Here is a 16883-nt window from a genome sequence, read left to right as displayed (position 1 = left end):
GCGGGTGCTCCTCCGCGTCAATTCCGTGAAGAAGGTACCGGGGCCGCGCGTACCGGCCGGGAGTCCGAAGCCGGGGGCCGGGACAGAGCCGAAGCCACGCCCTTCGCGGGCGGCGAAGGGCTCCGCCGAGGGAACGGCGAAGGGGCCCGCGAAGTCCCGGCCGGGGGCGGGTGCGAAGCCCGCTCCCCGGCCCGCCGCGAAGGACGCGCCCGCGCCCGCTCCCGCACCGTCCGTCCGTCCGTCCGTCCGGAGGACGACGACGACGGGGCGGGGTGTCCCGGCTGGATCGGCATCGTCCTGATCATCGGGTCGCGCTCTGCTCGACGGTCCGCTCGGAGGACATCCTCACGGCGGGGGCGGGCGACCGCGTCCGTGTCGAGGACGGCGGGGAGGGGAGTTCCCGTGTCCGGCCGTGCGCTCACCCCGTCCCCTGGGACAAGGCGTACAAGGTGGCCTCGGTCGGCGCGGAGAACTGCGCCGGCGGCACGGCGCGGGCATGGACGAGCGACGACAGGAAGAAGGCGATCACTCCGTGCCTGCGGGAGATCGACGTGTGGGAGTGAGTCCCCCGCCGCGGTGTTCCGGGATTCACCCGGCGGCCGGCCGGCGCGGGGCCGGTCCGGACCGGCGGGCGAACCGCCGGTCCGGACCGGCCCCTTGCCCGTGCACCGGCGGTCCGGCTCAGTTCCGGCGGGTGCTCAGATAGGTGTCGATCGCCCGCCTCGGCTCCGGGAGGTCGTACATCCCGTGGCCCACGGTGTCCACGGTGAGCAGGGACGCCCGGGGGAAGGCCGCGGCCATGCGCCGGGCGCCCGCCAGCGGGGTCGCCGCGTCGTGCAGGGCGTTGACCACGAGGACCGGCGGCAGGGCGCCCGGCGCCCGCCCGGACGCGGGCTTGGGCGGCAGCCATCCCTGGCAGCCGAGGATCATGTCCAGGGACTGGGAGCTGTAGCGGATGTACGGGGCGGCCTTCGCGACCCGCTCCCGGATCGCCCGGTACTCGGCGAAGTCGCGGATCCGCAGATCGCCGTCGCGGCACAGCACCAGCTGCCAGGCGAGGTCGGATCCGAGTTCGCCCAGATGGACCTCGCCCTTGCCGCTGTGCAGCTTGCCGAGGAACTCCGTCGCGGGTCCCGGCAGGTAGGCACGGAGGTTGGCGTAGAGGCCGGCCACCAGCCGGTCGCCGTCGACGCTCCGCCGGGTGGGCCCGCCGGGGCCCGGCTCCATGAGTGTGCCGGCGTCGGCCCGGGCGAACAGCTCCTGGGTGACGGAGATCAGCTTCCGGCCCTTCAGAACACAGGACGTGTCCGTCTCGCAGTCGGCCAGGAGCCGTTTGAAGATGTCGTTGACGGCGACACTGCCGTCGGTGAGGAACCGCTCGGCGCCCGCCCCGGCCGGGTCCACGGCGCTGTCGAGTGCCAGCGCGCGGAGCCGGTCGGGGAAGAGGCGTGCGTACCGCTCACCGATGGAGGTGCCGTAGGAGGTCCCCAGGAAACTGATCCGGCGTTCTCCGAGGGAGGCGCGGATCGCGTCCGTGTCGCGGGCGACGCTCTCGGTGTCCATGTGGTCGGCGAGCGGGCCCATCTGCCGCAGACAGCTCTTCGCCAGCTTGCCGTTCAGGGTGCGGAGCTGTTCGAACTCCGCGGCGTCGCGGGGGCGGTCGGGGATCTTGGCGGCGAGGGTCTCGTCACAGCGGATCCCCTCGCTTCGGCCGATGCCGCGCGGGTCGAAGGAGACCACGTCGAAGCGCTTCAGCAGCTCGGGGGAGAACTCCCGGTCCGCGTACATCGCGGTGTCGGCACCGGGGTTGCCCGGTCCGCCGGGGTTCGTCATCAGGACGCCGATGCGCCGGGCGGGGTCGGCGGCGCGATGGCGGGCGACGAAGACGCTCGTCCGGGGGCCCTGCGGCTTCGACCAGTCCACCGGGACCTTGATCGTCGCGCACTGCACCGCCGGGCCGGGCGCCGGCATGGGGTCGTTGGGCGGGCAGACGCCCCAGCGCATCGTCTCGGGCGCGGTGGCGGGCGCCGTCCTCCGGGCGTCCCCGGCGCCGGGGGTGGCGACAGCGGCGGGCGCGGCCAGCGCGGCGGAGGCCGAGAGTGCGACGAGTACGGACAGGACGCGGCTGCCCGTCCCCCGGGCCGGGCTCGGTGTCCCGCCCGGTTTCCTGCTCACACATGTGATCGGGTTGCTCGTGTTCATGGGCGTCACTGTGTCGGCCCGGTGTGATGACGCCTTGACGGCCAGATGATGGGGGCGTAATCCCGGCCCGGTCGCGGGCTCGACGCCGAGCCGGCCCCGGCCGGACCCACGTCCGGCGGTCATCCGGCGCACCCGTTTCCGGGCGGGTGAAGGCCGTCGCCGGGGAGTCGGCGACCGGCCGTCCGGTGCGCGCCGCCGGGCCGGCTTCCGGTGGCGCCGTCCTCGATCACCCGGGACCGGCGCGAGGCGCCGCGGACGGCCGGGGGTGCGCGGGAGCCGTCGCGGGGCCGCGCTGTCCGCCCGCGTGGGCCCGCCGGAGCGCGGCGAGGTCGAGCTTCGTCACGGCGGGCACCGCCTCCATGGCGCGGGCCGCCGGCGGCGGGGACGCCCGGGGACGGCGCCCGCCACCGCGCCCGAGACGATGCGCTGGGGCGTCTGCCCGCCCAACGACCCCATGCCGGCGCCGGATCAAAGTCCCGTTCAGCGGCTGGGGTGGGCGGCGACCATCGCGTCGTGCAGTTCCCCGGGGCTGGGCACGGGGGGCAGGGCCGACGCGGCGCGGTCCGGGCGGCAGGAGTCCAGCAGCAGCGCCACCAGACGCTGCCAGGCACCCGGCGCGGCCTGGCGGGTCGACGCCAGCACACCGGCGTTGGCCATCAGGAACAGCATGACGTCACCGCTTGTCAGCTCGGGCCGCAGACTGCCCCGCTCCTGCGCGCGGCGGATCAGGGCGTCCACGGCGGCCAGGGCGCGGGAGCGGGGTTCCTCCATGCCCGGTGAGTCGGGGAAGCAGGCGGTGAAGCCCTCGGTCACCCCTCGGTCGGCGGCCTGCATGGCGCAGACGTCCTCGACGAAACCCCGGAAGCCCTCCCAGGGGTCGGCGGCCAGCGACGCCTCCTCGGCGAGCCGGGCCAGTTCGTTCATCCGGTCGGTGAGCACGGCCTCGATGAGCGCCTCGCGTTCCGGGAACCTGCGGTAGAGCGTGGCGATGTTCACCTCCGCCTGCCGCGCGATCTCCTCCAGCGGTGCCCGGAGCCCGCGCTCGGCGAACACGGTGCGCGCCGCCGATGTGATGCGCATCCGGTTGGACTCGGCGTCCTTGCGAAGTCCCCGGCCCTCAGCAGGTGTCATGCACCCATCCTACAAGTGAAGGATGCACTGCGGTTCTGGTAGGTTGACGCCGCCAACCAAGCGCAGGGTTCCCTTCACTTCTGGAGAGTGTGCCGTGAACATCGTTCTGTGGGCCGTTCAGATCCTCCTCGCCGTACTGTTCACCGGAGCGGGCGGCATGAAAATCGCCATGTCGCCGGAGTCGCTCATTCCGCTGATGCCGTGGGTGGTCGACTTCTCCCCCGGGGCGGTGCAGGCCATCGGCGCGGTCGAAGTGCTCGGCGCGGCCGGGCTCATCCTCCCCGCCGCGACCTCGATCGCCCCGGTACTGACCCCGCTCGCCGCCGCCGGTCTCGCCGTCGTCATGGCCGGCGGGACGGCCGTGCACTTCGCCAGGTCCGAGTACCCGGCCGGCCTCGCCAATGTGGTGGTGCTCGCCGCGGCGGCACTGGTCGCCCGGGGGAGGTTGCGGCCGGCGCCGGCCGGCGGGAGCGGCGCCCGCCCCGGCCGGCCGGCACACCCGGACCGGGGCTGACCGCCCTCCGTTCCGGGCGGGCCCCGGTCGCGCCTTTCCCAAAGAAATTCTGCAAAAATACTTGGGGAAAGTCTCGCCTTCCTTCTACGCTCGGGGGATGACCGGCGAGGAGACCCATCGCGTCCTGGATCCCGAGCGCGACGCGGCAGCGCTCAAGGCGCTCACCCACCCGCTGCGGATCCGGCTGCTCGGCCTGCTGCGCCGGCACGGTCCGGCCACCGCCAGCGAGCTGGCCGCGCGGACCGGTGAGTCGTCCGCGTCCACCAGCTATCACCTGCGGGTGCTGGCGAAGTACGCCTTCGTCGCCGAGGCCGTGCACCGGGACGGCCGGGAGCGGCGCTGGCGGGCGGAGCACCTGGTCACCTCATGGAGCAATGAGGCCATGGGCTCGTCCTCCGAGGGCCGGGCCGCGATCGGGGCACTGCGGCGGCGGCAGATCGAGCATCTGATGTCATCGCTCGACCGGCACGAGGCGGATGTCGAGGCCGGGCGGCTGGGCCGGGAGTGGCGGGAGCCGTCCGGCATCGCCGACCTGCTGCCCCGGCTCACCCCCGAGTCGGTCGGCGAACTGTGGCGGGTCTTCGGGGAATGTCTCGCCGAGCTGACCGCCCGGGACGCCGGAGACCCCCGCGCCCGGCACGTCGTGGTGCTCACCGCGGCCCTGCCCCTGGCGCCGGAGCGGGCGGACGTCGCCCCCGGCGCCGGGGCGGCAGGGGCGGGCGGCCCGGATTCCGGGCGGGCGAGCGGTGGGGACGGCGAGCGGCCCGGCCCCGCCGAATCCGCCGAATCCGCCGGAAACGCCTGATGAGCAGCCCCTTACCCCCGCCGCCCGGCGCCGCGGCGGACGCGATCGTACGGAGGGCGGACCGCCGCTACGCCACCGTGTGCGCTCTCCTCTGGCTGCCCATGGGGCTGACCATCGCGCCGCTGGTGCTGCTCTTCGGCGAGCGGGGGATGGCGCTGACGGCCGTCGCGGGGTTCTTCGCCGCGCACTCCCTCACCGCGGCGCTGCTCGAACTGCCCACCGGCGGGCTCGCGGATGTCATCGGCCGCCGGGCCGTCCTCGCCGCCGCCGGTCTGCTGAACGCCGTCGCCTTCACCCTCCAGGCCCTGGGCACCACCGGATGGGTGCTCGCCCTCGGCATGGGGCTGACGGGAGCGGCGCGGGCGCTCTCCAGCGGCCCGGCGGAGGCGTGGTACGTGGACACCGTGCAGGCCGCGCACGGGCCCGGAGCCGAGCTGCGGACCGGGCTCGCGCGGGGTGACACGGCGGTCTCGGGCGCGCTGGCGGTGGGCACCCTGCTGGGCGGCGCGGCGCCCTGGCTGCTCGGTCTCGGCCCGGAGCCGGGCGAGTGGCTGCGCGAGGCGACCTCCGGGGCGGTGCTCCCGCTCTCCGTGCCGCCGCTGGCCGGCGCGGCCGTCGCCCTGGTGTTCGCGGCGTATGCGCTGGTCGCGCTCCGCGAACCGGAGCGGCCGTCCGTGACGCCGGCGGGTGTGCTCCGGGGTGTGCCGGCGACGGTCGCCGGGGGGCTGCGGCTCGGGGGGCGGGACGCGGTGGTCCGCCGGGTGCTGATCGGCGCGGCGGCGGCGGGCGGCGGACTCGCCACGGCGGAACTGCTGGTCCCGGGGCGGGCCGCGGCCCTGACGGGCGCCGCGGAGTCGGGGGCGGTGCTCTTCGCCGGGCTCGCCTGCGCCGGGTTCGTCTGCTCGGCGATCGGCAGCCGGTTCGCGCCGCTGGTGGCACGGCTGACGGGCGGCGGGGAGCGTGCGGTACTGGCCTCCCTGAGCGTCTGCGGCACCGGTCTGCTGCTGCTCGGGGTGACCGGCGCGGTCACGGGCGGTGTTCCGCTGTCGCTCGCGGCCACCGGCTACGGTCTGCTCTACCTCGGTCTGGGCGCGGCGGGGCCCAATGAGAACGATCTGCTGCACCGCAGGGTGACCGGTGCCGGGCGGGCGACGGCGCTGTCCGTGCAGTCGCTGACGCTGCAACTGGCGGGTGTGGCCGCGGGCCTGACGGCAGCCGCGCTGCCGGCCGGACCGCTGCCCTGGCTGCCGGCGGCGGCCGTGGTGTTCGCGGCGGCCCTGCTGTGGGCGCGCGGGGTGTCCGGCGGCGGGAAGGCCGCCGGCACGGCGGGCGGCCGGAGCCCCGATCCCGTCCGCCCGATGACCGGGCAGCCCGATCACGTCGGGTGACGGGCGGGCACCGGCGGGTTCCCGGACCGGTGTCCCGTCCGCGGCGGCGTACGGAACACCGGGTCATCCGGTGCGGGAGTCCCCGTCAGCCCTCGTCGATGAGGACACTGGCTCCCCAGAAGATCCCGCTGGTGCCGGGTACGAGAAAGGCGGTCTCCCGGTCGGTGCAGTCACCGGTGGCGAAGACCACCGCGGTGGCCGTGGTCGCGTTGGTGATTCTCAGGACGGCCGGAGCGTCGCCGGCCCTCAGACAGCCGGCCGGATCCTGGACAACGCTTCCATTGACGATGAGATAGCCCTCCGCCGCGGAGGCGGGGACCGCTGCCGACAGGAGGAAGGCCGAGGCCAGGGCTCCCAGCAGGGGGAGCACACGTCTGGGCATGGATCAGATCTCGCTTTCTGCGATCACGAGTACAGCGGAACGAGGACAGCGGAACGAGGACAGCGGAACGCCGTGCCGGCCGCATGTGGCGGGCGGGCCTTCCCATCACCCGACTCATGCCGCGAATGCGCGCCCGTCACACCAGAGTTCATCTCAACGTGTGAGCGCACTCCGGCACATGCGCGCCGTCCCGGGCCCGCCCCGTCTCCCGGAGCGCCCGCTCGCCGGCCGCACCGGCGAACAGCCGGCTCCGCCGCCGGCGGGTTTAGGCTGGAACTGGACTCGGGGTCGCGCCCCGCCGGGAGGCGGTTGATCATGGCTGGAATGGTGATCCGGAGTTTCGACTCCGCTGATGAGACGAGACCGTTCGTGGACGGCAAGGGCCGGCTGGATCTTCTGGAGACGGCCGGCGGACAGGTCGGCAGGGCGGTCTTCGAGCCCGGCTGGCGCTGGTCGGAGCACATCAAACCGCTGGCCGGCACTCCCAGCTGCCAGGAGGCCCACACCGGGTACGTGGTGAGCGGCCGTATCAACATCGTCATGGACGACGGCGAGAGCTCCGAGGCCGGCCCGGGCGATTTCATCCGGATCCCGCCCGGTCATGACGCCTGGGTGGTGGGGGACGAACCCTGCGTGGCGGTGGACTGGACCGGATACGGCGACTACGCCAAGCCGCGCTCCTCGTAGAAGCCGGGGCGACAGCTCATACGCGGTTCACCGCGCGCGCCCGCCGCGGCACCGTCACCGCGCGCGCCGATCCCGGCGGCGGTCCGGCGGTACGGGCCGGGCCGCCGCCGCGATCGCGGGCGGGTGTGCGGTCAGGCGGAGAACTCCTCGGCCGGGAGCGCCACTCCGTCGAAGGCGACCAGCACGGAGACATATCCGTAGTGCACATCGGCGGTGGGGTAACTGGTCAGGCTCCAGGGCGCGTCCACCACTCCGGGGCCGCACGGCAGATCACCGGCGCCCGACGGCATGGACACGGGCATGAGCTGTATCGCGGTGAAGCTGATCGGCACGGTGGTGCCGGCCGGTTCCGTACAGGTGTAGATCCCGCCGATGGTGAGTGTTCCGGAGATGAAGGGGTAATGGCCGGGGTCCGCGCTCGCCCACTGCACATCGACCGTCCCGGCCGGCCGCGGCAGGGCGGCGGCCGGAGCGGCGGCGCCCAGCGCGGTCAGGACGGTGGCGGTGAGGGCCGCGGCGCAGCGGGACAAATTGGTCAGGCGCATGACATTCTCCTCGGCGTACGGGCCTGCTCGGCCCCGCGGTTGGCGGAGGTCCAGGTCTACCCGCGCCCGGCACCGGCCGGCAGTCGCACGGCACGGCGCGCGGGAGCGGGCCGACGCGGCGGGTACGCCGCCCGCCGGCGCCGGACACGACAGGCTCGGGCGCCCTTCCGGTAACACCGGGCGGGACCCGATGCGCTCGTGTGCTCAGCGCGCTGCCGGCAGCCGTACGACCGCGGTACCGGCCTGCGACTCGCCGAACCCCCAGCCGGCGACGACCGAACAGCCCGCCGCCGCCGGCACATCGGCCCACGGCCAGTCGCCGGATTCGCAGCGGAAGCCGCCCTCGCTCCGCGCGTCCTCCTCGGTGAGGCAGAGCATGCGCAGATGGTCGCGGAGCGCGGGATGGGCGACCGCGCCCAGCCTCTCCTCCCAGGGCCGGGCGGCGGCGCGGACGCGGTTCATGTCGTGAACGGACACCAGATGTCCGGGGCCGCGCTCGGTGAAGGTGGCGGCCCGCATCGCGTCGTGGAGCGTGCCATCGGTGGCGACGCGCAGCAGCACGGTGAGCCAGCAGTTCAGTTCCGCCGCCGCGCCGCCCGTCAGGTCAACCCCATGGCGGCCCAGGAGCGGTGCCAGTGCCGCGCCGCGCACCAGCGCGTCACCGTCCCCGGTGAGCCGGGCGACGCTCCGCAGCGCGGTGACGAAGGTGTCGCCGAACGGCCGGGGCCCTTGTGCCCGCCGTCGCCCCACGGTCCCGTTCCCGTCAGCAGGCAGGCGTCGAAACGGAACAGCGACTCGCTCAGGTCGAACCGCCACGTCCAAGGGGAGAAAGGGTACTCACCGTCCGGATCCGGAAGATGCCTCGGCGCCCGGTTCGACAGTGCGTCAGGGGTGGTCCAGGAGTTCGGGAACAGGAACTCGTCCAAGGAGTCCGACGCGTGGTACACGCCGTACCCGGCGGCCGGGTCGGCGGCCGGCTCCCCGGCGAGGAGTATCTCGAAAGCACGTGCCGGCGCGGCGTCCCACTCTCCGGGGCCGGTCGCCGGGTCCGTCTCGGGCGTCACTGTGCGCACTCCTTCACGTTCCGCCGGATGGGTCGGCGCAAGCCATCAGCCGGCGCCGACACTCCCCCGGCCCGTGTGACCGGCGCCCCGGCCCGCCGCAGTGACTACCCGGCCCGCTCCACACGGAAGGCGCGCCGGTAGGCGGCGGGTGTGGTGCGCAGGGCCTCGTGGAAGCGCCGCCGCAGATTGACGGCCGAGGAGAGACCGACCCGGCGCGCGATGGTCTCCACCGGGAGGTCGGTCTCCTCCAGCAGCGCCCTGGTGGCGGCGATCCGCCGGTCCAGCAGCCAGCGTCCGGGGCTGATGCCCAGCTGCTCGGTGAAGCGCCGGGTCAGGGTGCGGGACGAGACCCGGGAGCGGGCCGCCATGTCGGCGACGCTCACCGGCTGATCGAGCCGTCCGGCCAGCCACTCCAGCAGCGGGGCCAGCGAGTCGGTGACCTGCCCGGGGGCCGGGAGCTCGGAGTACTGGAGCTGGCAGCCCTCGCGGTGCGGCGGCATCACCATCTGCCGGGCCACCCGCAGGGCGTACGCGGCACCCTGGTCGCGGCTCACCAGATGCAGACAGAGATCCACACCGGCCGCCGATCCGGCGCTGGTGGCGACATCGCCGTGGTCCACGTACAGCACCGCGGGGTCGACCCGCACCCGGGGGAAACGGGCGGCCAGCTCGGCCGCCCTGGCCCAGTGGGTGGCGGCCCGCCGGCCGTCCAGCAGACCGGCGGCGGCGAGCACGAAGGTGCCCGAGCAGGTGCCGACGATGCGCGCACCGCGCTCGTGCGCCCGGCGGACCGCCGCGACCATCGCCGGCGGGACCTCGGTGCCGGGCTCCTGCTCCCAGCCGGGGACCAGTACGGTGTCCGCCCGCTCCAGCGCCTCCGGACCGGCCGTGACCAGCAGGTCGTGGCCGGCCGTCGTGCGTACCGGGCCGGGATCCCCGGTGCACACCTCGAACGCGTAGCGGACGGGGATCGCCGGGCTGTGGTCACCGAACACCTCGGCGGCGCAGGCCAGCGGGAAGGCCGGCTGCGGGGCCCGGAGCAGGGCCACCACCCGGTGCGGCGCGCGGGGCTTCGGCAGCGAACGAGGCGTCATGGCGCGAAAGTACCCCATCATGTCGTTCAGGACACTGGGGTGGCCGATTGGTCCAAACCAGTATGCGTGGTGTGACCATCTCGCAGACACAGACACACGCCTCCGCCGCCCGAACCGATCCGCCGCCCGGCCCTCCCCCGCTGTGGGACCGGCGCTTCGCCCTCTTCTTCACCGCCCGCACCGTCTCCCTGTTCGGCGACGCGATGATGCCGGTGGCCGCCGCGCTGGCCGTCGGCGCGCTGTACGGAATCTCCGGGGTCGGCTACGTACTCGGCACCTGGACCGGGACGTTCGTCCTGCTGGTGCTGTTCGGCGGGGTCTTCGCCGACCGGTTCGGAGCACGCCGGATGATGGTCGGCGCGGACCTGCTCCGGGTGCTCACCCAGGGGGTCCTGGCCATCGCGTTCTTCGCCGGGCGGCCGCCGTTCTGGCTGCTGGTGACCATGGCGGCGTTCGCGGGTGCGGCCGTCGCGATGTTCCTGCCGGGAGCGAACGGGATGGTTCCGCTGGTCGCCCGCGAGCCGCAGCGGGCCAACGCCACGCTCAAGGTGGCCGACGCGCTCGCCCATCTGCTCGGCCCGGCCTTCGCGGGACTGCTGATCGGGCTGACCAGCGCGGGCATCGTGTACACGATCGATGCCGGAACCTTTCTGCTCAGCGCCGTGTGCCTGGCGCTCATCCGGCTCGGCCCGGACAGGGCCGGCCGGCGGGAGCCCGGCCCGGGCGACGGCCGCCCGCGGGAGGCCCGCACGCACGACGCCGGATCGCCGAACGCCGGATCGCGCGATGGCGGCCCGCAGGACGTCCGCCCGCACGATGCCGGCACGCAGGCGCCCGGTGGGGAGAAGGCCGGCGGCGGTACGCTCCGGCACGATCTGCGCCAGGGCTGGCGGGAGTTCCGCGCACGCACCTGGATGTGGGCGGTGATCCTGATCTGGATGGTCTTCGGAGTGCTGCTCTTCGGCCCGCTGGTGCCGCTGAGCTCGGCGCTGATCGGAGCCCGGCTCGGGCCCAACGCCTATGGCCTGGCGGTGTCCTTCCTCGGCGCGGGAGCGGTGCTCGGCGGCCTGCTGGCACTGCGGCTGCGCCCGGCCAGGCCGCTGGCCGCCGGCACGGCGGCGATGGCGCTGTACACCGTACTGCCACTCTGTGTGGCCCTCGGGGCCGGCCTGCCGGTGCTGCTGGCGGGGCATGTACTCGGCGGCGGCGCCCTGGCGTTCTGGTCGGTGATGTGGGCGACCAGTGTGCAGACCCACACCCCGCCCGGGGTGCTCAACCGGGTCTCCGCGTACGAGCTGGCCGGCTCGGTATCCGGTATCGCGCTCGGCCAGATACTCGCCGGACCGGCCATCTCCCTGGCCGCCCCGGAGCGGCTGCTGCTGGTGTCGGCGGGCGCCTGCCTGGCGGGCTGCGCGGCGCTGTTCGCGGTCCGGGCGATACGTACGCTGCCCCGCGCCGCGCCCCCGGCCGGTGCGCGAGGAGTGTGAGGGTCCCGCCCCGGGCCGGTCGGAACCCTCCAAGTCCTGCCGGGCATCGTTGTGCCCGCCGGGACCGGCGGGTGCCGCCGCCCGGCCGCAGACTTGCGGCACGGGGTGGCCGAGAGTGCCGCCGCGTCCTTGTCCGTGACGACACCCGGGACATCACACCGTGAGCCAACGCGTCATCGCCCCCAAGAGCCGGGGCTTCCTGTTCCTCGACTCCCATCCCGGCGGCTGCCGGCGGCTGGTGGAGGAGATGTGGCGGGCCGTCCCGGACCCGGCCCCCGCCGGGGGCGAGGGGCCGGTGGCCCTGGTCATCGGCTCGTCCGCCGGATACGGCCTGGCCGCCACGATCGCGGGGCTGGCCCGGGTCGGCATCCGCGGCATCGGAGTCTGCTTCGAGAAGGCGCCCGGGCGGCGCACCGGCACGGCCGGCTGGTACCGCACCGCCGCCACCGCCCGGCTCGCCCGGGAGCACGGGCGGGACATGGTCTTCCTCAATGGCGACGCCTTCGGCGACGCGGTGAAGGAGCAGGTCGCCGGCCTGCTCACCGAGCGGTTCGGGGGGAAACTCGACTTCCTCGTGTACTCGGTGGCCGCGCCCCGCCGCACCGACCCGGAGACCGGCACCGTGCACTCCTCGGTCCTGCGGCCGATCGGCTCGCCGCACACCACCAAGACCCTGGTCTTCGACGAGCACGGCGCCCCGGAGGTGAAGGAGATCACCACCGCGCCGGCCGAGGGCGACGACATCGAGCAGACCGTGGCGGTGATGGGCGGCGCGGACTGGGAGCGCTGGGTCACCTTCCTGGACGGCCGGTCCCTGCTCGCCGAGGGCTTCACCACCGCGGCGCTGTCCTACATCGGCTCACCCCTCACCGCGGCGATCTACCGTCAGGGCACCATCGGGGCGGCGAAGTCCCATCTGGAGGCCACCGCCCGCACCTTGGACGAACGCCTCGCGAAGACTCTCGGCGGCCGGGCGGTGACCTCGGTGAACGCCGCCGCCGTCACCCAGTCCTCCACCGCCATCCCGGGCATCGCCCTGTACGCCGGGCTGCTGCGCGGTGTCCTCGGCGATGCCATGGTGGCCCCGGTCGGTCAGCTGACGCAGCTCTGGGACCGGCTGACCGGCGCCCGCCCGCTCGACCCGGACGACGAGGGGCGGGTCCGCCTGGACACCTGGGAACTCGACCCCGCCGTGCGGAAGGCCGTCGCCGAACGCTGGAGCGGAGCCACCAGCGGCACCGTCGCCGAACTCGCCGACCTGGACTGGTTCGGCGACGAGGTCCGCCGTCTGTACGGCTTCTCCGTCCCCGGCATCGACTACGGCGCCGCCGTCGAAACCGATGTCCCCTGGCCCTCCGCCGGCGCCTGACACCCGGCGGGGCCCGGTCCTCCTCGACCGGTACGCCGCCGGAGACCATGCCGGCCGGCATGGTGTCCGGGAAGACGGTGCCGGACACCTTGCCGGCCGGCACCGTCTTCCCGGACGGCGAGCGGTGCGTCGCGGAGCCGTCGCACCCGGACGGCCGGAATGCCGAGGCCGCCGGATTCGGGCCGGTGGGGGCGGGATCTCCCGGGTGCCGCCGGAACACGCCGGTCGCGGGTCCGCGGGTGATCTACGCTGAGCGCACGCGCGACCCGGCCGGGGTGGCGCCACACGGGGTGGGATCATGAGCAAGCGCATACGCGGGGCTGTCCTCACGGCGGTCGCGGGGGTGTTTCTGACGGCGTGTACGACGACCGCCGAGCCGGATGCCGCGGCGCCGCTCGTCTCCCGGCCGCCGGCCGCATCGTCCTCGAAGCCCGCCGCCGAGTCGCCCGCACCGTCGCCGGCCGCCCCGCGCGGGGCGGCCGAGCTGGTGATGGGGGAGACCGGCCGCTGGGACGACACGGAGAGCGACGGCGCCGGCGGGGATCCCGTGGTGCACACCACATTCGAGGTGACCGCGGAGGACGCCCGCTATGTCTCGGCGGCCGAGGCCGGCGCGCCGAGCCCCCCGAAACGCGGGCAGTACGTCATCCTCACGCTCACCATCAAGAACGTGGGCCCCAAGGCGGCCGGCTTCACCAGTGCCGGCGTGATCAAGTGGGAGAACGAGGGCACCCCGGCACGGGGCGCCTCGACCTCGCACAGCGTCGGCGGTCCCGATCTGGACACGACCTACGCACCGGGACAGTCGGTGACCGGAAAGCTCCTGCTGGACGTCGGAGGAACCGGCGGGCTCGTGAGTTACTACGACGGCGCCGCCACCGCGTTCACCATCTCCCTGCCCAGGCCCTGACCCGCCGCGGCCCGCCCGCCGTGCCGGGACCCCCGGCCCGAGCGGACCGGCCGCCGTGCCCGTACGCGCTCCCGAGGCGACGAGCCGGGCGGCCGGAGCCCGAGTGCGCCCCGGACGCCCTGAGCCGGAGGCGTGAGCGAGCCCCGCCGGCCGGAGGAGCCACCGGCCGCGGGATGATCGCATGCGTGAGGGCTCCGTACCCGGGTCGGTGCCCGGTCGCCGGATTCACCGGGTTTGCATCCGTTCGGAAGGCGGAACCCGAAGGAAGGCTGCCGGACGGCTTGTTTCCGACGGTGCCACACCACCGGCCGAGAGCGCTCGGCCATCCGAATCAGGTCGCGCGCAGGTGCGGCGCGGCGGGTCTTCGGTTCCGCGCGCCGCCGGGAGCGCGGCGCGACGCGCTGGGAGAGCGATGATCACCACCTCACGACGGGCCCGCCGGCTCATTCCCGTCGTCCTGCTCCTCGTCTGGCTGGGCATAGGCGGCGCGCTCGGCCCGTACGCGGGAAAGCTCGGCGAGGTCGCCACCAATGACCAGGCCGCCTTTCTGCCGCGGAGCGCGGAGTCCACCGAGGTCATCGAGGCGCAGCGGGCCTTCCGGGAGGGCGAGAAGCTGCCCGTGATCGTCGTCTGGACGGCCGGCGGAGACGGTCGGGTCACCCCGGACCAGCGGGGCGAGGCGGACCGGGCGCTGGCGTCACTGGCCGCCGGGCCCGGCGTGAGCGGCCGGCCGTCGCCCGCTCTGGCCTCGGAGGACGGGGCGGCCCTCCAGGCGATCGTGCCGCTCCAGCCGGACCTCGGCGAGGATCTCGACGCCACGCTCGACCGGATCCGGACAGCCGCCGAACGCGTACCCGGCACGGTGGTCCAGCTCGCGGGGCCCGCCGCCGGCCAGGCGGATCTGTCGTCGGCGTTCGCGGGGATCGACGGCCTGCTGCTCGGCGTGGCCCTCGCCACGGTGCTGGTGATTCTGCTGCTCGTCTACCGGAGCGTGCTGCTGCCGCTGGTCATCATCGCCGGCGCGGTCCTCGCGCTCGGTCTCGCCTGCGCGGTCGTCTACGCGCTCGCCGACCGCGGTGTGGTGCGGGTGGACGGCCAGGTGCAGGGCATCCTGTCGATTCTCGTCATCGGCGCGGCCACGGACTACGCGCTGCTGCTGACCGCCCGCTACCGGGAGGAGCTGGGGAGCGGCGGCTTGGACCGGTTCGCCGCCGTGACCGCCGCGCTGCGCCGGTCCACCGGGGCCATCGCCGCCAGCGGGGCGACCGTGGCACTGGGTCTGCTGGCCCTGCTGATCAGCGATCTGACCAACAACCGCGCGCTGGGTCCGGTCGGCGCGATCGGCATCGTGTGCGCCGTGCTCAGCACGCTGACCTTCCTCCCGGCCGTTCTGGTGCTGCTCGGCCCGGCCGCGTACTGGCCCGCCAAGCCCCGGAGCGCCGGGGGCTCGGGGAGCCACCGGGTGTGGCATCGCGTGGCCGGTCTGGTGGACCGCGCGCCCCGCAGGGTCTGGGCCGGCACACTCGCCGGGCTGCTGGTCTGTGCCGCGTTCGCGCCCGCGCTCACCTCGAAGGGCGTGCCGCTGGAGGAGATCTTCGTCAAGGACGTGCCGTCGGTCTCGGCTCAGCGGACGCTGGGCGAGCACTTCCCCGGCGGGTCGGGCGATCCCGCGGTGGTCATCGCCGACGCCGGCCGGGCGGAGCGGGTGACGGCGGCGGCGCGGGCCACCGAAGGGGTGGCGGGCGCGGCCGTTCTGACGGAGTCCGGACGGCCCGGCGGCGGCGAGCCGCGTGTGGTGGAGGGGCGGGTCCGCGTCGATGTCACACTGCGGGACGCGGCGGACAGCGATGCCGCGCAGGACACGGTGGTCCGGCTGCGCGAGGCGCTGCACGCCGTGCCGGGGGCGAACGCGATCGTCGGCGGTCCGGCGGCTCAGCAGTACGACACCCAGGTCACCGCGGAGCGGGACCGTGCGGTCATCGTGCCGGTCGTCCTCGCGATCATTCTGGTGATCCTGATCGGGTTGCTGCGCTCGCTGCTCATGCCGGTGCTCCTGGTGGCCACCGTGGGTCTCAACTTCGCCGCCACCCTGGGTGTCTCGGCCCTGGTCTTCGAGCATCTGCTCGGCTTCAGCGGCACCGACGCCTCCGTGCCGCTGTACGGCTTCGTGTTCCTGGTGGCCCTCGGGGTGGACTACAACATCTTCCTCATGTCCCGGGTCCGGGAGGAGTCGCTGCGCCACGGGGTGCGGCAGGGGGTCCTGCGCGGGCTCGTGGCCACCGGCGGGGTGATCACCTCAGCGGGGGTGGTGCTGGCGGCGACCTTCGCCGCGCTCGGTGTCATCCCGCTGGCGTTCCTCGTGCAGATCGCCTTCATCGTCGCCTTCGGGGTGCTCCTCGACACCCTGGTCGTGCGGTCGCTGCTGGTGCCCGCGCTGGTGCGGGACATCGGGCGCACCGCCTGGTGGCCGGGGAAGCTCAGCCGTCCCGGCCCGGCCGGGGAGGAGCAGCGGGGCACGGCCGGCCCCGCCGGGGCGGGGCTCAGCGGGGTATCTCGCCCCCGGGGATCGGGCCGGGGGCCAGACCGCGCCGGACGGCGGCCCAGTTCTGGAGTTCGGTGGACTCGACGGCCTCGACCTCTTCGAGGAGCCGCAGACGGGTGGCGTCGTCGCGGTCGGCCTCGGGGGTGAGGCGGTAGCGCTGCACGGCGATCCGCAGCCGGGACCAGGCCTCCGAGGCGAGGACATAGCGTTCCGTGTGGTTGAAGACCTGCCGGAATCCGCCGATGAAGACCGTGGTCCCGGCCAGACAGGCGGTGACGGCCGCGGGGGCCTGGATGCCCGCGGCGACCACCGTGGCGGCACCGGCGAGCAGCGCGCTCAGCTCGGTGACCCAGTGCCAGCGGCGGGCACGGTCCCGGGTGCGCGCGAACCAGGCCAATTCGGCGAGGGCGTGTTGCAGCACGGGCTCGTCGGCCCCGGCCGGGGGCTCCGGTGGTGTGGATCTGCGTATCGGCACCCGACCATGGTGCCCGACAGGCCCTGGGAACAGGGCCGTTGGGCGGAAGATCACGCGAGGACGGATGGCCCTCCGGCCGCCGGATGACCCGCGCGACGACCCACTGGATGACGGGCCGGATGACCCGCGCGACGACCCACTGGATGACGGGCCGGATGACCCGCCGGCCGGCCGCCGGATGACCGGCCGGAGCGCCGAAACCCGCTTCGATAACATGATCCGATCAACGGCGTTCACCCCGATCGCCGGCCTCTCACCTGGAACCCGCCATCCGATGCGACGAATATC

15 protein-coding genes and 1 pseudogene are annotated in these 16883 nt (G+C 74.4%); 9 read left to right on the top strand and 7 right to left on the bottom strand.

Annotation, left to right across the window (positions count from 1 at the left end):
* Positions 1 to 272: 272 nt before the first annotated feature.
* Positions 273 to 563, top strand: coding sequence for a hypothetical protein (locus AAFN69_RS13800; protein WP_347728739.1), 291 nt, complete (start codon positions 273 to 275; stop codon positions 561 to 563).
* 118 nt (positions 564 to 681) lie between these two features.
* Here AAFN69_RS13800 and AAFN69_RS13795 read toward each other — a convergent pair whose 3' ends face one another.
* Positions 682 to 2202 (bottom strand): alpha/beta fold hydrolase, encoded by a 1521-nt coding sequence (locus AAFN69_RS13795; protein ID WP_347728738.1) that lies wholly within the window; start codon positions 2200 to 2202, stop codon positions 682 to 684.
* A gap of 480 nt (positions 2203 to 2682) precedes the next feature.
* Positions 2683 to 3333 carry a helix-turn-helix domain-containing protein gene (locus tag AAFN69_RS13790; protein ID WP_347728737.1) on the bottom strand — a complete coding sequence of 217 codons (651 nt, stop codon included), beginning with the start codon at positions 3331 to 3333 and terminating at the stop codon, positions 2683 to 2685.
* A gap of 94 nt (positions 3334 to 3427) precedes the next feature.
* On the opposite strand from AAFN69_RS13790, the gene AAFN69_RS13785 reads away from it, so the two are divergent.
* The 3 genes from AAFN69_RS13785 to AAFN69_RS13775 all read left to right on the top strand — a co-directional run bounded on the left by AAFN69_RS13785 (position 3428) and on the right by AAFN69_RS13775 (position 6040).
* On the top strand, positions 3428 to 3847 hold the full coding sequence (locus tag AAFN69_RS13785) for a DoxX family protein (protein ID WP_347728736.1): 420 nt from the start codon (positions 3428 to 3430) through the stop codon (positions 3845 to 3847).
* A gap of 97 nt (positions 3848 to 3944) precedes the next feature.
* The gene (locus tag AAFN69_RS13780; protein ID WP_347728735.1) at positions 3945 to 4652 is read left to right on the top strand and encodes a helix-turn-helix domain-containing protein; all 708 of its coding nucleotides are present in this window, start codon (positions 3945 to 3947) and stop codon (positions 4650 to 4652) included.
* Positions 4652 to 6040: an MFS transporter gene (locus tag AAFN69_RS13775; RefSeq protein WP_347728734.1), complete on the top strand. Its 1389-nt coding sequence runs from the start codon at positions 4652 to 4654 to the stop codon at positions 6038 to 6040. The genes AAFN69_RS13780 and AAFN69_RS13775 overlap by 1 nt, the downstream gene beginning before the upstream one ends.
* Positions 6041 to 6125: 85 nt before the next feature.
* On the opposite strand, the gene AAFN69_RS13770 is transcribed toward AAFN69_RS13775, so the two are convergent.
* On the bottom strand, positions 6126 to 6422 hold the full coding sequence (locus tag AAFN69_RS13770; protein ID WP_347728733.1) for a hypothetical protein: 297 nt from the start codon (positions 6420 to 6422) through the stop codon (positions 6126 to 6128).
* 315 nt (positions 6423 to 6737) lie between these two features.
* Between AAFN69_RS13770 and AAFN69_RS13765 the strand changes: the two genes are divergently transcribed.
* Complete coding sequence (locus AAFN69_RS13765; RefSeq protein ID WP_347728732.1) at positions 6738 to 7109, top strand: cupin domain-containing protein; 372 nt, start codon at positions 6738 to 6740, stop codon at positions 7107 to 7109.
* Between the two features lie 131 nt (positions 7110 to 7240).
* On the opposite strand, the gene AAFN69_RS13760 is transcribed toward AAFN69_RS13765, so the two are convergent.
* The 3 genes from AAFN69_RS13760 to AAFN69_RS13750 all read right to left on the bottom strand — a co-directional run bounded on the left by AAFN69_RS13760 (position 7241) and on the right by AAFN69_RS13750 (position 9812).
* Positions 7241 to 7654, bottom strand: coding sequence for a hypothetical protein (locus AAFN69_RS13760; RefSeq protein ID WP_347728731.1), 414 nt, complete (start codon positions 7652 to 7654; stop codon positions 7241 to 7243).
* Positions 7655 to 7858: 204 nt separating this feature from the next.
* Entirely contained in the window at positions 7859 to 8404 is a 546-nt protein-coding gene (locus AAFN69_RS13755; protein ID WP_347728730.1) for a hypothetical protein, read from the bottom strand.
* A gap of 418 nt (positions 8405 to 8822) precedes the next feature.
* Positions 8823 to 9812, bottom strand: a complete 990-nt coding sequence (locus AAFN69_RS13750) for a helix-turn-helix domain-containing protein (protein ID WP_347728729.1) — start codon at positions 9810 to 9812, stop codon at positions 8823 to 8825.
* 62 nt (positions 9813 to 9874) lie between these two features.
* Here AAFN69_RS13750 and AAFN69_RS13745 point away from each other — a divergent pair, with 62 nt between their 5' ends.
* From AAFN69_RS13745 to AAFN69_RS13730, 4 genes are all read left to right on the top strand, one after another.
* Complete coding sequence (locus AAFN69_RS13745) at positions 9875 to 11299, top strand: MFS transporter (protein WP_347728728.1); 1425 nt, start codon at positions 9875 to 9877, stop codon at positions 11297 to 11299.
* A gap of 160 nt (positions 11300 to 11459) precedes the next feature.
* Entirely contained in the window at positions 11460 to 12668 is a 1209-nt protein-coding gene (gene fabV / locus AAFN69_RS13740) for an enoyl-[acyl-carrier-protein] reductase FabV (protein ID WP_347728727.1), read from the top strand.
* Positions 12669 to 12966: 298 nt separating this feature from the next.
* Complete coding sequence (locus AAFN69_RS13735; protein WP_347728726.1) at positions 12967 to 13578, top strand: hypothetical protein; 612 nt, start codon at positions 12967 to 12969, stop codon at positions 13576 to 13578.
* Between the two features lie 412 nt (positions 13579 to 13990).
* Positions 13991 to 16267, top strand: coding sequence for an MMPL family transporter (locus AAFN69_RS13730; protein ID WP_347728725.1), 2277 nt, complete (start codon positions 13991 to 13993; stop codon positions 16265 to 16267).
* Here AAFN69_RS13730 and AAFN69_RS13725 read toward each other — a convergent pair.
* Positions 16227 to 16811 (bottom strand): annotated as a pseudogene (locus AAFN69_RS13725) (SLATT domain-containing protein); the annotation flags it as partial. The gene AAFN69_RS13730 and the pseudogene AAFN69_RS13725 overlap by 41 nt on opposite strands.
* Between the last annotated feature and the right edge of the window lie 72 nt (positions 16812 to 16883).

The organism is Streptomyces sp. CAU 1734, assembly GCF_039888735.1.
Lineage (GTDB): Bacteria > Actinomycetota > Actinomycetes > Streptomycetales > Streptomycetaceae > Streptomyces.
The sequence above is the reverse complement of the archived record's forward strand: the minus strand, read 5'-3'. Positions and strand labels throughout refer to the sequence as shown.

Excerpts from the sequence above, each read along its gene's own strand:
- AAFN69_RS13795 (WP_347728738.1), bottom strand. The coding sequence starts at position 2,202 with ATGAACACGAGCAACCCGATCACATGTGTGAGCAGGAAACCGGGCGGG.
- AAFN69_RS13790 (WP_347728737.1), bottom strand. The coding sequence starts at position 3,333 with ATGACACCTGCTGAGGGCCGGGGACTTCGCAAGGACGCCGAGTCCAAC.
- AAFN69_RS13780 (WP_347728735.1), top strand. The coding sequence starts at position 3,945 with ATGACCGGCGAGGAGACCCATCGCGTCCTGGATCCCGAGCGCGACGCG.
- AAFN69_RS13775 (WP_347728734.1), top strand. The coding sequence starts at position 4,652 with ATGAGCAGCCCCTTACCCCCGCCGCCCGGCGCCGCGGCGGACGCGATC.
- AAFN69_RS13770 (WP_347728733.1), bottom strand. The coding sequence starts at position 6,422 with ATGCCCAGACGTGTGCTCCCCCTGCTGGGAGCCCTGGCCTCGGCCTTC.
- AAFN69_RS13765 (WP_347728732.1), top strand. The coding sequence starts at position 6,738 with ATGGCTGGAATGGTGATCCGGAGTTTCGACTCCGCTGATGAGACGAGA.
- AAFN69_RS13760 (WP_347728731.1), bottom strand. The coding sequence starts at position 7,654 with ATGCGCCTGACCAATTTGTCCCGCTGCGCCGCGGCCCTCACCGCCACC.
- AAFN69_RS13750 (WP_347728729.1), bottom strand. The coding sequence starts at position 9,812 with ATGACGCCTCGTTCGCTGCCGAAGCCCCGCGCGCCGCACCGGGTGGTG.
- AAFN69_RS13745 (WP_347728728.1), top strand. The coding sequence starts at position 9,875 with ATGCGTGGTGTGACCATCTCGCAGACACAGACACACGCCTCCGCCGCC.
- AAFN69_RS13735 (WP_347728726.1), top strand. The coding sequence starts at position 12,967 with ATGAGCAAGCGCATACGCGGGGCTGTCCTCACGGCGGTCGCGGGGGTG.
- AAFN69_RS13730 (WP_347728725.1), top strand. The coding sequence starts at position 13,991 with ATGATCACCACCTCACGACGGGCCCGCCGGCTCATTCCCGTCGTCCTG.